The 13,268-nt window shown below is 37.6% G+C and carries 15 protein-coding genes; 9 read left to right on the forward strand and 6 right to left on the reverse strand.

Annotation, left to right across the window (positions count from 1 at the left end; genetic code table 11):
• Entirely contained in the window at positions 1-654 is a 654-nt protein-coding gene (locus tag D1164_RS04560; protein WP_119348775.1) for an RNA polymerase sigma factor, read from the reverse strand.
• Between the two features lie 98 nt (positions 655-752).
• Here D1164_RS04560 and D1164_RS04565 point away from each other — a divergent pair, with 98 nt between their 5' ends.
• Genes D1164_RS04565 through D1164_RS24195 form a run of 4 tightly spaced genes read left to right on the forward strand, consistent with a single transcriptional unit; the run spans position 753 to position 3,173 of the window.
• Positions 753-1,052 carry a multiubiquitin domain-containing protein gene (locus D1164_RS04565; RefSeq protein ID WP_119348776.1) on the forward strand — a complete coding sequence of 100 codons (300 nt, stop codon included), beginning with the start codon at positions 753-755 and terminating at the stop codon, positions 1,050-1,052.
• Positions 1,053-1,055: 3 nt separating this feature from the next.
• Complete coding sequence (locus tag D1164_RS04570) at positions 1,056-1,472, forward strand: E2/UBC family protein (protein WP_119348777.1); 417 nt, start codon at positions 1,056-1,058, stop codon at positions 1,470-1,472.
• Positions 1,456-2,850: a HesA/MoeB/ThiF family protein gene (locus D1164_RS04575; RefSeq protein ID WP_119348778.1), complete on the forward strand. Its 1,395-nt coding sequence runs from the start codon at positions 1,456-1,458 to the stop codon at positions 2,848-2,850. The genes D1164_RS04570 and D1164_RS04575 overlap by 17 nt, the downstream gene beginning before the upstream one ends.
• Positions 2,847-3,173 carry a DUF6527 family protein gene (locus tag D1164_RS24195; protein WP_119348779.1) on the forward strand — a complete coding sequence of 109 codons (327 nt, stop codon included), beginning with the start codon at positions 2,847-2,849 and terminating at the stop codon, positions 3,171-3,173. Before D1164_RS04575 ends, D1164_RS24195 begins: the two co-directional genes overlap by 4 nt.
• A 52-nt stretch (positions 3,174-3,225) precedes the next feature.
• On the opposite strand, the gene D1164_RS04585 is transcribed toward D1164_RS24195, so the two are convergent.
• On the reverse strand, positions 3,226-3,681 hold the full coding sequence (locus D1164_RS04585) for a hypothetical protein (RefSeq protein ID WP_119348780.1): 456 nt from the start codon (positions 3,679-3,681) through the stop codon (positions 3,226-3,228).
• A gap of 69 nt (positions 3,682-3,750) precedes the next feature.
• Here D1164_RS04585 and D1164_RS04590 point away from each other — a divergent pair, with 69 nt between their 5' ends.
• Positions 3,751-4,806: an endonuclease gene (locus tag D1164_RS04590; protein WP_172594337.1), complete on the forward strand. Its 1,056-nt coding sequence runs from the start codon at positions 3,751-3,753 to the stop codon at positions 4,804-4,806.
• A 73-nt stretch (positions 4,807-4,879) separates the two neighbouring features.
• Positions 4,880-5,830 carry an FRG domain-containing protein gene (locus tag D1164_RS04595; RefSeq protein ID WP_119348781.1) on the forward strand — a complete coding sequence of 317 codons (951 nt, stop codon included), beginning with the start codon at positions 4,880-4,882 and terminating at the stop codon, positions 5,828-5,830.
• 184 nt (positions 5,831-6,014) lie between these two features.
• Here the strand turns inward: D1164_RS04595 and D1164_RS04600 are convergent, their stop codons facing one another.
• Positions 6,015-7,181, reverse strand: coding sequence for a hypothetical protein (locus D1164_RS04600; RefSeq protein WP_119348782.1), 1,167 nt, complete (start codon positions 7,179-7,181; stop codon positions 6,015-6,017).
• 73 nt (positions 7,182-7,254) lie between these two features.
• Here D1164_RS04600 and D1164_RS04605 point away from each other — a divergent pair, with 73 nt between their 5' ends.
• Positions 7,255-7,605 (forward strand): helix-turn-helix domain-containing protein, encoded by a 351-nt coding sequence (locus D1164_RS04605; protein ID WP_147372028.1) that lies wholly within the window; start codon positions 7,255-7,257, stop codon positions 7,603-7,605.
• A 357-nt stretch (positions 7,606-7,962) separates the two neighbouring features.
• Positions 7,963-8,613 carry an ATP-binding protein gene (locus D1164_RS04610; RefSeq protein ID WP_241558254.1) on the forward strand — a complete coding sequence of 217 codons (651 nt, stop codon included), beginning with the start codon at positions 7,963-7,965 and terminating at the stop codon, positions 8,611-8,613.
• Between the two features lie 66 nt (positions 8,614-8,679).
• On the opposite strand, the gene D1164_RS04615 is transcribed toward D1164_RS04610, so the two are convergent.
• Both D1164_RS04615 and D1164_RS04620 read right to left on the reverse strand, forming a co-directional pair.
• Positions 8,680-9,621 carry a lysophospholipid acyltransferase family protein gene (locus D1164_RS04615; protein WP_119348785.1) on the reverse strand — a complete coding sequence of 314 codons (942 nt, stop codon included), beginning with the start codon at positions 9,619-9,621 and terminating at the stop codon, positions 8,680-8,682.
• A 32-nt stretch (positions 9,622-9,653) separates the two neighbouring features.
• Positions 9,654-10,547 (reverse strand): lysophospholipid acyltransferase family protein, encoded by an 894-nt coding sequence (locus D1164_RS04620; protein ID WP_119348786.1) that lies wholly within the window; start codon positions 10,545-10,547, stop codon positions 9,654-9,656.
• Positions 10,548-10,644: 97 nt separating this feature from the next.
• Between D1164_RS04620 and D1164_RS04625 the strand changes: the two genes are divergently transcribed.
• On the forward strand, positions 10,645-11,421 hold the full coding sequence (locus tag D1164_RS04625; protein ID WP_119348787.1) for a glycerophosphodiester phosphodiesterase family protein: 777 nt from the start codon (positions 10,645-10,647) through the stop codon (positions 11,419-11,421).
• Between the two features lie 14 nt (positions 11,422-11,435).
• Here D1164_RS04625 and D1164_RS04630 read toward each other — a convergent pair whose 3' ends face one another.
• Positions 11,436-13,220, reverse strand: coding sequence for a peptide MFS transporter (locus tag D1164_RS04630; RefSeq protein WP_119348788.1), 1,785 nt, complete (start codon positions 13,218-13,220; stop codon positions 11,436-11,438).
• Positions 13,221-13,268: the final 48 nt, after the last annotated feature.

Here is a 13,268-nt window from a genome sequence, read left to right on the forward strand (position 1 = left end):
TTACTTTGTTTCTTCGAAACATTTACTTTTAATCTTATCCAATGCTCTTTTTTTCCTTTGCCTGATATTTGCAGATGTTGTTTTATGTGCGGAACAAAGAAATTCCATTGCATTTTCGCTAATATGACGTGTATTATCAATGCAGTCTTCGGCTGCATAAGTTAGTACTATATGTTTATCTTTTTCTTTTAAATCATTTAACGCTGATTGTAGTTTTTTCATGAAAATATTTGAAATTGGCTGAACATTTAATTCTTCATCTTCATTTTCAAAGATTTTTAGTTCCTCTATTTCTATTTTTTTATTGCATCTTTTTTCATTTATATATTCAGCAATCGTATTCAACAATACTTTATTACCAATTTGTCCAAGCAAAGCTTTAATAATTTTATTTGCTTCTTCATCCTTGATACCACTTTTAAAAGTAAAATTTGGTAAATAATCAAAAGCTTTAATAAATGTGTTTTGAACTACTTCTTTAGCTAAAAAATTAGGATCGACAAAATTGCTACAGCTCTGAACTGCTAGTTTATAAACATATCCAGCAAAGATTTTGTAAAATCTTGTCTGTGCAATTTTCACTTCCTTTTCATCGCCATTTTTAATCTTATCAACCAAGTAGATTATTGAATCATTTCGAACAGCAATTTCCATTACAATAATTTCATGTTTATAACATAAACGCCTAAGCGTGACATTTCGGTTGATGTCACGCTTCTATGTTTTATGTTCGAAAACAAATTTAAAAAAAGATGGAAAAAATTATTATTGACCTTGAAGTTTATGCGAAAGAAGGGAAAAGTGTTCCTAAAGCGCAAAAGTACAAGTTTAAAGTGGACAGGGAACATTATACTGTCGAACAGGAAAGAATGACCGGAAGGGAAATTCTAATATTGGCCGGGAAAAATCCAGTCGAAAAGTATCAATTGAATCAAAGGAGTAATGGTGGTAAGGTAGTTAAAATTGATTATGATCAAGTAGTCGATTTTACCGAACCGGGGATTGAAAAATTTATGACGATCCCTTTAGATCAAACTGAAGGGGGGAAGTAAGCGGTGAGGCGTCAATTCACACTTCCTGAAGAAGATATACTTTTTCTGGATAATTTAGGATTAGAATGGGAAACTATTATTGACAGAGGAATGCATTGGGTAATCGTACATGATTACCCCGTTCCTTTAAAATATGATTGTTCTTCAGTAAGTGTCGCAGTAAAAATTGAGACAGGTTACCCAAGATTAGGACTAGATATGGCTTATTTCTTTCCACATTTAAAAAGGTCAGATGGGAAAGGGATTCGTGCGGTCTGTAATATGACAATTGACGGGAAACAATATCAACGTTGGTCAAGACACAGGACTGCTGCGAATCCATGGCGAGCTGGTGTTGATGATCTATCTACACATTTTAGTTTAATAAATTTCTGGTTTGAACAAGAATTCATAAAACAACCATATGGACTTCCAGCTTAAAATTTCAGGTGAACACTATAATTCATTAAAAAATCATTTACTCCCTAATGATAAAAAGGAATCAATCGCTATCGCTTTATGTGGACGTCATATTGATGAAGATTGCCAATGTCTTTTTGTCCATGAAGTTATTTTAATACCATACGAAGATTGTCAAGTTAGGGAGAATGACTTAATTCAATGGTCAACAAATAAAATAATTCCTTTTTTTAAAAGGTTAACAAACACAGATTTTGGTATTCTGAAAATACATAGTCATCCATTGGGATTAAGAAGTTTTTCTGAGCAGGATGATTTTTCAGATAAAGAGTTATTTGATTCTGTTTATGGCTGGTCGAATACTGGAAATCCACATGCAAGTGCCATAATGATGCCCGATGGAGAAATCATTGGAAGGTATATTTTTAGTGATTTACATTTCGAACCGATATCGAAAATTTCGATTGCTGGTGACCGACTTCTCTATTTTGGTGGGAATAGTGACGATTATTCAAAACCGGAATTTGCACTAAGAACTATACAGACCTTTGGTGATACAACATATCAAAAACTGAAAGGGTTGAAGATTGCTGTTGTCGGATGCTCAGGGACGGGGAGTCCAGTAATTGAACAATTGGTAAGATTAGGTGTTGGGGAACTCATTTTGGTTGATCCGGATATAGTCGAGTTTAAAAATCTGAATAGAATAATTAACTCAAAATATACTGACGCAAAAAAAAGAAAACCTAAAGTTGAAGCTATTGCTAATGCCATCGAAGAAATTGGATTAGGGACAAAAATTAAAGTATTTCAAAAGAATCTGTTTGATGATATAGCTACTCTAAAAGCAATTTTAAAAAGTGATGGTGTTTTTGGTTGTATGGATAGTGTTGACGGAAGGTTCTTGCTAAATCAGTTATGTTCTTTTTATTTATTACCCTATTTTGATCTTGGAGTCAAATTGGAAGCAGATGGAGAAGGTGGAATTAATCAAATAGTTGCATCAGTACATTATGTTCAACCACTTAAATCTTCCCTTCTAACAAGAAATCTTTTTGATATGAACGATGTTAGAGCTTCAAGTCAATATCGAAAAAATCCAGAAGAATTTTTGGAATTGAAAAAGAACGCCTACATTAAAAATGTAAATGTAAATAGTCCAGCAGTTATTAGTATTAATATGACTATCGCAAGTCATGCAATTAATGACTTTCTAAACCGAATACATCCCTACAAGGTTGAAGAACCTAATGAATATGCATCAAGCACAATTGATATTACAGAGGGATATATTATTAATGGAAAAGAAGAAACATATGAGGTTGATCATTACTTGGCGAAAAGAGCAGGTAGGGGTGATATGACACCTTTTATTGAAATGCCAGAATTATCCAAATGAAAGTATTAAAGAATTATAGAAATTTCCATTTCTGGTTTAGAAACAAATATAAAACAAGAGTTGCTTATGATATTATTGAAGAATATAAAGCCAATACCATATATCTTATAAAAGATACGGATAAGAATCCATGGCTGATTACCTTTTTATGTCCATGTGGTTGCAAATCAGAGATTCATTTAAATTTATTGAAAGAAGCAAATCCTTGCTGGAATTATGTAGTTGATAAAAAGAACCGAATAACAATTAGACCATCTGTCAATAGAACTGTTGGATGCAAAAGTCATTTTAATATAATTAAAGGTCGGATCTATTGGGTATAAGTAAATTTGTCTTGACAATATTTCTAATAATCCTTATTTAAAAGGGGGAAATTTAAAGAACTAAAGCAAGGACAACTGACAAAATACCAAGTATGACTGAGATCAATGCCAAAACGGTAGATAATCGAAAGGATGGTTCAGGATGATACAACCCTGCAAAAATGGATTTAATCCGCCCCGTTTTAGTTATAGTTAATTTAATTGGTTCATCTATATCTTCATCTCGATTATTAAGGTCTAACCAGCCTACCCAGTCCAATAAGATTTCTTTATCATTGTTGTTTGAACTTGTCCCTTTAATGTTTGGAGCAAATCTAAGTACCCGGTATATCTTTTTATGGTCACTTTTTATAGTAAACCATTTACCATGATATTCTCGCCGGTCATTTTTATCCTTCATTAAGTTGAACCCAATAACAAACCATCCAACAGGGACTGGTATCTTTTCTGGTAACTTTCCAAGAGGTTTTCTTACAAAATTTCCTTTTATTTCTATTTTATTGGACATAACGAAGTACTTTTATTCTGGTTTTATAGGATTTTAAACTTACTTAAATCAGTAGGAATTATAGATAAGATGTTTAATAATTTAAAAATAATATTCTTGTTGTTGCTTATTTCAAGCTACAGCTATTCACAAATCCCCGATGGTTACTACACCACAGTTGACAATTTAATTGGCGAGCAATTAAAATCTGAACTTCACAACATTATCAAAGACCATGTAGAATTTCCATATACATCTTCATCAACCGACACATGGGATATACTAAAAGAAACCGACCGGGACACCACCAATCCCGAAAATGTAATACTTTTTTATACTGGTTGGTCAGTTAATGCAGCCCAAGAGTACAATGATAATACAGGATGGTCAAGGGAACATGTTTGGGCTAAGTCGCATGGTGATTTTGGAACCACAATGGGTGCAGGAACGGATGTTCATCATCTTAGGCCAGCCGACATCACCGTAAATAGTGCAAGAAACAATAAGGATTTCGATTATGGTGGTTCTTTGTATGTCGATGGTGATGGTGCAACAGAATGTTATACTGATGCCGATAGTTGGGAACCAAGAGACGCTGTGAAAGGTGATGTCGCTAGGATGCTATTTTATATGGCTGTCAGATATGAAGGTGATGGTGATGAACCTGACCTTGAATTGGTGGATACAGTTAATACCTTTGATTTAAATGAATCCGGCAAGGGGTATATGGGTAAACTTTCAACCCTTTTAGAATGGAATAAAGAAGATCCGGTTGATAGTTTTGAAATCCATAGAAATGATGTAATATATTCTTACCAAAAGAACAGAAATCCCTTTATCGACCATCCAGAATTTGTCGATTTGATTTGGGGAGATAATGTAACCGTAGTGGATGTTTTCGATATAAAGGAAATAACTTTATATCCTAATCCTGCGTCAGAGTATGTTGTCATAGAAGCACCATTTGAAGGTGATGTTTCCGGGGAAATTTACAATACAAGTGGTGTCTCTGTATTACGTTTCGATTTGGTAGGGTCATCAAAGAGGATCAATTTAAATGGCTGGTGTAATGGGATTTATTTTCTTAAAATAACAAACGGTGATGTAATTTACCGTAAGAAAATGGTGGTGTCGAACTTCATGTAAATTACAGGAAGATGTTACCAATTTCTACTCGTACTATTGCAGACCGTATTTTTATACAACCGAAAATTCGATTATGAAATTACAAGAATATTCAACGCTTGACGAAAAAGAGGAATTCTTCATTAATGGAAAAACCAAAATTAGCGTCAATATAACTTCAATATTTAAGAAACTTAAAGAATTTGAAACAGAAGGAACCAATTTTATATTTCGGGGTTGTGGTGAAGCAAAATATCGAATGTACAATTCTGCACAAAGAGTATACATTACTCAGGAATTGCATAAACAGGTTCCACCTGATTCAATTAGCGAGCATTATAATAAATTCGTATCGGAATCAATACAAAGTTGTAAACAATGGAATGATGGAGTTGTGAAACGACTATTAGAAGATTCAGGCATAAATGAAAATAATTCTTTGGCATACTTGAGCTATATGCAACATTATGGAGTTCCAACACCATTTTTAGATTTTACTTATAATCCTTATGTCGCTTTATATATTGCCATAGACGATATTTCCTTTACTCCGAGTGAGAATGAGATAGATAATTACTTCTCGCTTTACTATACTTATACAGATGCAACAGCTTTTAAGATGTGGGAAAATGTTTTTGACAATAGGTTTAACTCGCAAGAAATACCATATGAGCAGGTTGCTGAAAATGAAATGAGCATTATTTTACCAAGTTCAGAAATATACAAGGTTATCAATAATGTAAATATAATCAATCAAAAAGGTTTGTTTTTATATAATAATCACCCATGGTATCCTCTTGAGCATCAGTACAAAGAATTTGCTGCATATGTAAAAAAAGAAATGGGTGAGGAAAAATGGGATATGTTATTACTACATGATACAATTGCAGGGTGTTTTAATATTCATAAATCGTTAATTCCTGCTATTAAAAAACAATTAAAAAGTGAAGGGATTGATAAAAAATATGTGTATCCTGATATGAAGGATTTTACTGAGCAAGTGTCATCCGAAGGTATTCTTAATTGTTTAACCTTGAAAAAGTAGTTGATTTAAACACAATTTAACCCGAAACGATTTTTTAATTTTTCAGCGGCGTCTGTTTGGAATAAAAAGGGAATAGGTACTGAAAGTTTATTTTGAAAGGTGATATCTTTGATAGGTTGTTTGAATTTGTACTGCCTCGGAATTTCTGAAGATTTTATCACAATTCTTATTTTTAAGCCAGTTCTTAATCTTTCAACAAATAAAAACTTTGTTTGTGTAAAACGAGTTCATCTCTATCAATTCCATCCAATAGTTCATCATATGATTCAATAAATGGATCAAACCAATCCGCTTTTTTTCTAATCCATTCAATTCGTTTTTGGGTTTCATTGCCTAAGTCATTATTTGAAAGAGCTGATTGTTCAAGTTTATCGGCAAATCTCCTAATTGCTTGTGCTTTATCGTGTCGCAGAGATAATTTGAATATTTCCTTAAAATCGTCAAGTTCCTTTTCCTTTTTGTCCTGTATTTCTTTTTCCATTAGCTGTTTTTGTCTTCTTTCTTCCCATTGTTTTTCGTTTTCAATTCGTTCTTCATGATCTTTCCTGCCTCGATACTCTACACTAGCTAGAATTTTTGAAACTTGTTCTTCGATGGGTATTTTCCCTTCAGTCCATTCTTTTCGAAAGTAAGATTCACCAAGTCTAAATGATAAACGCCCTGTTGGTTCTAATTGAGATTCTTGTCTGCCATATTCATTAGTAATTTTTATCCTTCTTTCTTTCTCCTGACAAGATATCCGATAGTCTTCACCATAAATTGCTAAATGTGCACTTCCGTTTTGATTTATAAAGTGGTGCCCCCTACTTCGTAGTGCCTTTATCATTGTATCCATGAATCGTAGAGCTCTATTAAGTTGAGACGGGGTCACGTAAATTCCAATGCTCCCTTGATTGTGGTGAATAATACCTTGGCTTTTACGATATACTTCCTTCTTATATAGTCTATCACGAGCGGTAGCTATTAATGGATCAGGATTAGTCAATCTTTCTGGGACTTTCAAATTGACATTGGAGTCTTCCTCAATTTCCTTTTTAATATTGGAGATTTTCTTCTGTATAGACTCTTTCTTTTTTTCATAATCCTCTCTCAATTTAAGGTATACCATATCGTAACCGGAGTATTGAGGTAATGGTACTTTTGTTGGTGGATTGGTGGTATCTTTCAACTGGATCCAGTATTTTAAGTTTGGCATTGGGATATTCCATTCCTGACATTTTTTAATCAATCCATTTTCAGAAATGTAGTATTTTTTAGCGATATCACTTTGTCTTTCTGTCCATACCAGTTCATATAATTCGTCTCGTGATATACGAACTTCTTTAACATTATCATAGTCACTTATAGGCATATGAATGATTACGAGAAAATGCAACACATGTTTTTAAGAATCGTTGAATAAAACAATCACTAATCAAATAATTATGGAACAGGATACTGATTTTCAGAGATTACTGCGAGATTTACTGGAACCAATAATTGACGACTGTGTAACTCGTGCATTTAATAAGAACATCAATGAACTCAAATTTGAGAAACCGGAGAATGAAGAAGTGTTCGACATGAAAGAAGCGATGGAATATCTTAAATTGAAAAAGGGGACAATGTATCGTATGACTATGGATCGTGAAATTCCGCATTATAAAGTTGGGAGAAGACTATTTTTCCGCAAAGAAGAATTGGATTCTTGGATAAACAAAGGTAAGGTTAGAACCAATGATGAAATTAATCAAGAGGCTGATGCATACATATTGAAAAAAGGCAGGAGATATTAAATACTGATTGCTTTTTTTCTGTTTACCGAGGAAATAGAATATAATAGATCGTAAGGATTCACAAATTGAAATTAATTGGCAAAAGGGGACACTTAGAAGTCTTGATTTTAAAGTCAGTCCTTGATTTTAGTAATTTGCACATGTGTCTGAAAAATGATCTAAAAGATCCAGAAATGTGTAGTTAATTGGCAAATCAATTCTTAGGATGATTGTTTTTTGATTATATTTTTAAATCAGAATTTTCAGTAAAAATTCCTTTGAGTTCTTTGGAAAACTACTTTTAGAGGATTGGGGAGCCGTATATCGCAATAGCACAACAAATTAGAGATACCCTATATATAACCTATTGTTATTTCTTTGGCGCACAACGGGGTGTTGTTTCTCGATGAGTTGCCGGAGTTTAAACGCACAGTGCTCGAAGTGATGCGCCAACCACTGGAAGACCGCCTGATTACCATCTCCCGGGCAAAATTTTCGGTGGAGTACCCCAGTAGTTTTATGTTGGTGGCTTCCATGAATCCCTGTCCGTGCGGCTACTACAACCATCCTTCCAAAGACTGCGTGTGCGCGCCGGGCGTGGTGCAGAAGTATCTGAACAAGATTTCCGGACCGCTGCTCGACCGCATCGACATTCACCTGGAAGTGGTGCCGGTGCCGTTTAAAAAACTGGCTGAAATGGAGGCCTCGGAAAATAGCGAAGCAGTCCGTAAGCGAGTGATGGAAGCACGAAAAATACAGGAGAAACGATTTGCTGAATACAAGGGCGTTTATTCGAATGCACAAATGAGCTCCAAACACATCCGCAAATATGTGCAACTGGATGAAGCCGGTAATGAACTTATCAAAAATGCCATGGATAAACTGGGGCTTTCGGCCCGTGCCTATGATCGTATTCTGAAAGTGGCCCGTACCATTGCCGATTTGGAAAGCGAAGAACAGGTGCAGGCACATCATCTTTCGGAAGCCATCCATTACCGGAGCCTGGACCGGGATAATTGGGGAGGGTAGTAGCTTTCGTCGTTGCAAACGACTTATAGTTTACTCCTCGTTGCAAACGAGGAGCAGGGGGGTTTTTTAAAGGGAAAGTGGAATTCCTTCCGGGCGTTTGTGTTTCCAGCGGCGGTGTGACCACAGGTAAAATTCAGGTTCTTTACCAATAACTTTCTCCATTTTTCTAATATAGGCACGCAAAATTTCTTTGGAGTCTATTTCCTTCGGGTTTTCAATCAGGAGAATAAAACGGGCCAGGTAACGACCGCGTCCGGTTTTGGTTACATGCTGAAAGAATACCGGCTGGTTGGTTTTCTCTGCAATTTTTTCGGGTCCTGAAAAAAACGGTGCTTCGCGGTTCAGGAAGACAGTCCAGAATTTTGAGGTGGCAGCCGGAGTCTGGTCGGCACCCAGCCACAGGGCCGTGGGAATTTTTTCCCGGTGAAAATGTAATGCTACCCGGGCCGATTGATGTACCGGAATACATTTTCCTCCCCATTTTTCGCGGGAGTGCAGCAGGAATTTTTCCATGGCCTGGTTACCCCGCACCGGGTTGTAAATCATCAGAATCAGGTGCTTTATTTTGGTCTGTGCAAAACTGCACCATTCCCAGTTGTTGTGGTGCATGGCCAAAACAATAATACTTTTCCCCTTTTGGTAACACTCGTCAATGGTGTCCAAACCTTCAAATGTAATCCGTTTCTCCATCTGCTTTTCGCTCATACTGTGTAGCTTGATGCTCTCCAGCATCAGATCGGTAAAGTGGCGGAAAAACCGGGCGGCTATTTTTGTTCGCTCTGTTTCACTCTTTTCAGGGAAAGCATAGTGCAGATTTTCCAGCACTACCTTTTTCCGGTAACCAAAAACGTGGTAGATTAAAAAGTACAGGAAATCTGAAATCAGGAAAATAACCGGAAAAGGCAGGAGTGAAAAAAGGAACATAAAACCGGCAAGGAGCCTATTGAGGTTTTTTTTTAAAAAACCTTCGCTGTATCGTTTGTCTTTTAATGCCAGATTGTCGTCCATGATTGGAATAACTCAATAATTGGGATACAAATTTAACCTTTTAGCGGAACATCTGCAGGGCGTTTGTTTTTCCATCGCTTATGCGACCACAAATAGTATTCGGGCTGCTCCCGGATAGTGGCTTCCATCTTCCGAATGTATGCTTTCATTATTTCCGTTTCACTGAATTCCTGAGGGTTTTCAAATAATAGGTCAAATGAAATTTCATAAACGCCTCGTTGTTTCTTTACTGTTTTCTGAAAAAATACAGGATAATTGAAACGGCGTGAAATGGCAGCAGGGCCAGGGTAAAACATGGTTTCCTGGTTCAAAAAGGTGAGCCAGAACTTGTGAAAGAACGGCGGGGTTTGGTCGCCGGCAAGCCAAATGAACACTGGTTCTTTTTCTGTGTTGGCTTTTATTACCCTGCGGAGAACCTGGAAATTGGAGATCATCTCGGCTCCCATTCGTTGGCGGTTTTGATATACAAACACATCGTATTGCGGGTTGTGGAGTGGTTTGTAAACTCCCAGGATTTTATGTTTTATAAAAAGGGGAAAACAACTCGCCCATTCCCAGTTGTTGTAATGCATGGTGAGTACAACTACACTTTTCCCTTCTTCGAAAAAACGGTTCACCGATTCTGCGTTTTTAACGGTTATTCTTTTTCGAAAATCGGTTTCTTTCATTTTGCCAAGTTTGATCACTTCAAGCATTAAGTCGCCGAGATGCTTGTAAAACTTCCTGAAAATGGATTTTAATTCTTTTTCTGATTTCTCGGGGAAAGATTTTTTCAGGTTTTCCAACACTACTTTTTTCCGGTAGCCAACCACATAATAAACGATCAGAAAAAATAATCCGGATAAAAAATAGAGTACCGGAAAAGGAAACCGGGCTACCTGTTTAAGGAAAAAGATACCGATATTTGAAGAAAAGCCCCTGTTCATAGTAGTTCTAAAAGAGAGGTAAAACTACACTTTTTTCGACCAAAACAGGTCAAAAAACTATTTTCCTTTTTATCTTCGGCATAAATAATATACTGCTATGAAAACTTACTGGACATTTTTTATGGTTCTTTTTAGTACGGGGCTGTTTGCCCAGCAAACATTTATTGCCCATCGTGGGGCTTCGTACCTCGCGCCTGAGAATACCGTTGCCTCTGCCAATCTGGCCTGGGAACTGGGTGCCGATGCTGTGGAAGTGGACATTTACCTTACAAAGGATAACCGGGTGATGGTTATTCATGATAAAGACACAAAAAGGACTGCAGCCTGGAAAAAAAATATGGTCATTAAAGATTCTCCTGCGCTGGTGCTGCGCGACCTTGATGTAGGAAGCTGGAAAGATGAGAAGTACAAAGGGGAAAAAATTCCGTTTCTTTCTGAAATAATTGAAACCGTTCCGGAAGGTAAAAAGCTGGTGGTGGAAATTAAATGTGGAAGTGAGGTAATTCCTCATCTCGAACGAGTGGTTGAAAAGAGCGGGAAGAAGGATCAGATTATTTTTATCTGTTTTGGTTGGGAAACCATCCTCGACACAAAGAAAGCTTTTCCGGATAATAAATGTTACTGGCTGAGTTCGTCCAAAGGTGGATTGGAAAAGAAAATTGAACAGGCTGCCGCTGCCGGTTTGGAGGGAGTTAACCTTCATTTTAACATCGTGGATGAAGAGGTTATGGAAGTAGCAAAAGCAAACAACCTCGAGGTACTGGTATGGACTGTGGATGACCCTGCCGTTGCCCAAAAATTGACGGATTTAGGTGTTGCAGCTATTACAACCAACCGTCCGCAATGGCTGAAAGAGGAAATGGGGAAACTGTAATGTCTGCCGGCAATTTATTTTGTCAACCGTTCAAGCCTTTTCATAATAGAAAAAATGAAGGCAGCTGAGGCCAGACAGCATATTACAAAAATGGCCCATAGTTGCCACAGTTCCAGTCGATCCCAGAAGTAGCTTCCGATTCCCAGCAGCTTATTTCCAACTGCGGTTGCCAGTAACCATCCCCCTTGCATAAGTCCCTGAAAACGGACCGGGGACACTTTTGAAACAAACGAAAGTCCCATAGGGCTGAGGAATAATTCTGCAATAGTAAGTACCAGATAGCTGTTTATTAGCCAGTAAGGAGAAACCCTGGATGTGTCAGGAACAGGTTCTCCCTGTAGTTGCACGGGCGACACTACATCGAGCGAAGCCACCAGCATGATGAGAAACCCGAAGGAGGCGATGATCATGCCAATACCTATTTTTTTCGGTGTGGAAGGCTCCTTCCCGCGGTTGGCAAGCCAGGTGAATATGCCCATTACCATGAAGGTGAGCGAAACAATAAACAACGGGTTGAACGATTGAAAAATTTCGGGTGCAATGGCATTTTCCGGTTTGCCATGGCTGAAAAAATAGTAAGAAAGAAATCCCAGTCCGGCAAAAAGAACACCTCCCAGAATGCGAATCTGTTTCTGAAGTTTCTTCCGTAACAGCATAACCAGTCCGGCAATGGCTCCGATAAAAGCAAGGATATACCAGAGGTTGAAAAACAGGTAAGTAAACGGGCCTACTGATTTTGCGGTGTAGTCACGGGCAAACATGGTTTGCGTCAGCCCGTTCTGGTGAAATGACATCCAGAAAAAAATCACAACCACAAAAACCAGCAGTAAGGCTGTTACCCGCGGACGTTCCTGTTTTGTAGATGCCTGGAGTATCCAGGCAACAAAACCGCCAAAAAGGCCGAATGCAAAAGCAATGTCGGCATTGCCAAAAAGCAGGTAAATAACCAGGGCAATTGCAACCATTGCACCTAAAGAAAGGGCAATTTTTGAGAAGCTCTTTTCTACTTTTACTTCAGGCGCTGAAGTATCTACCTCTTTTTTTGGTAGCAGTTTACTGAAGAAAATATAAACCAGCAGCGAAACAAGCATAGCTCCGGCAGCCACTGCAAAGGCATAATTGTAGCCTTTTGCAAAAACCTCAATGTACTCGTGGGCAAATTTGTCCACATCGGTTACCGGTCCGTTCAAACAAACACTGTTTGCCAGCTCGGCAAACTGCGTTGAATGGGTAAGTTTTCCGCTGATAACCTGGTGGCAAAGTGCAGGCAGACTGCCATCGTGCACGAACCCGTTGGTTTTTAGCCACCAGTTACGAACACTCGTGGCGGCAAACGGCGCAAAAAAAGCGCCGATATTGATACCCATATAAAAAAGCAAATAGGCTTTGTCGCGTAGTTTTTCATATTTCGGATTGTCATACATTTGACCCACCACTGCCTGCAGGTTTCCTTTGAACAGACCGTTCCCAAGGGCAATGGTGAAAAGGAAAATCACTGTAAGCGAAAGCGGCATACCCGGGATGGCCATCATGGCATAACCAAGCAGCATGATAATAATACCGCTGAGGATAACCGTTTTATATTTTTTTGTGGCGTCGGCAATAATACCGCCAAGCAAGGCAAGCGCATAAATGGCAAAATAAAACCAACTGTAAATGCTCCCTGCAGTTTCTGCATTTACTCCATATTTTGCCTGGAGAAATAACACGAGAATAGCCATCATGGTATAAAAACCAAATCGTTCGCCCATATTAGCAAAAAAGGCAACGATCAAACCTTTGGGATGATTCTTAAACATCGGTTGCTGATTAAAATGATTTTTGATTCTTTTTTTACGGGTGATAAA

The sequence above is a fragment of the Mariniphaga sediminis genome (assembly GCF_003573545.1).
Lineage (GTDB): Bacteria > Bacteroidota > Bacteroidia > Bacteroidales > Prolixibacteraceae > Mariniphaga > Mariniphaga sediminis.

What these genes read in the sequence shown, in the direction of transcription:
- D1164_RS04585 (WP_119348780.1), bottom strand. Translation starts at nt 3,681, where the DNA reads ATGTCCAATAAAATAGAAATAAAAGGAAATTTTGTAAGAAAACCTCTT.
- D1164_RS04620 (WP_119348786.1), bottom strand. Translation starts at nt 10,547, where the DNA reads ATGAACAGGGGCTTTTCTTCAAATATCGGTATCTTTTTCCTTAAACAG.
- D1164_RS04575 (WP_119348778.1), top strand. Translation starts at nt 1,456, where the DNA reads ATGGACTTCCAGCTTAAAATTTCAGGTGAACACTATAATTCATTAAAA.
- D1164_RS04590 (WP_172594337.1), top strand. Translation starts at nt 3,751, where the DNA reads ATGTTTAATAATTTAAAAATAATATTCTTGTTGTTGCTTATTTCAAGC.
- D1164_RS04595 (WP_119348781.1), top strand. Translation starts at nt 4,880, where the DNA reads ATGAAATTACAAGAATATTCAACGCTTGACGAAAAAGAGGAATTCTTC.
- D1164_RS04625 (WP_119348787.1), top strand. Translation starts at nt 10,645, where the DNA reads ATGAAAACTTACTGGACATTTTTTATGGTTCTTTTTAGTACGGGGCTG.
- D1164_RS04600 (WP_119348782.1), bottom strand. Translation starts at nt 7,181, where the DNA reads ATGCCTATAAGTGACTATGATAATGTTAAAGAAGTTCGTATATCACGA.
- D1164_RS04605 (WP_147372028.1), top strand. Translation starts at nt 7,255, where the DNA reads ATGGAACAGGATACTGATTTTCAGAGATTACTGCGAGATTTACTGGAA.
- D1164_RS04630 (WP_119348788.1), bottom strand. Translation starts at nt 13,220, where the DNA reads ATGTTTAAGAATCATCCCAAAGGTTTGATCGTTGCCTTTTTTGCTAAT.
- D1164_RS04560 (WP_119348775.1), bottom strand. Translation starts at nt 654, where the DNA reads ATGGAAATTGCTGTTCGAAATGATTCAATAATCTACTTGGTTGATAAG.
- D1164_RS04615 (WP_119348785.1), bottom strand. Translation starts at nt 9,621, where the DNA reads ATGGACGACAATCTGGCATTAAAAGACAAACGATACAGCGAAGGTTTT.
- D1164_RS04565 (WP_119348776.1), top strand. Translation starts at nt 753, where the DNA reads ATGGAAAAAATTATTATTGACCTTGAAGTTTATGCGAAAGAAGGGAAA.
- D1164_RS24195 (WP_119348779.1), top strand. Translation starts at nt 2,847, where the DNA reads ATGAAAGTATTAAAGAATTATAGAAATTTCCATTTCTGGTTTAGAAAC.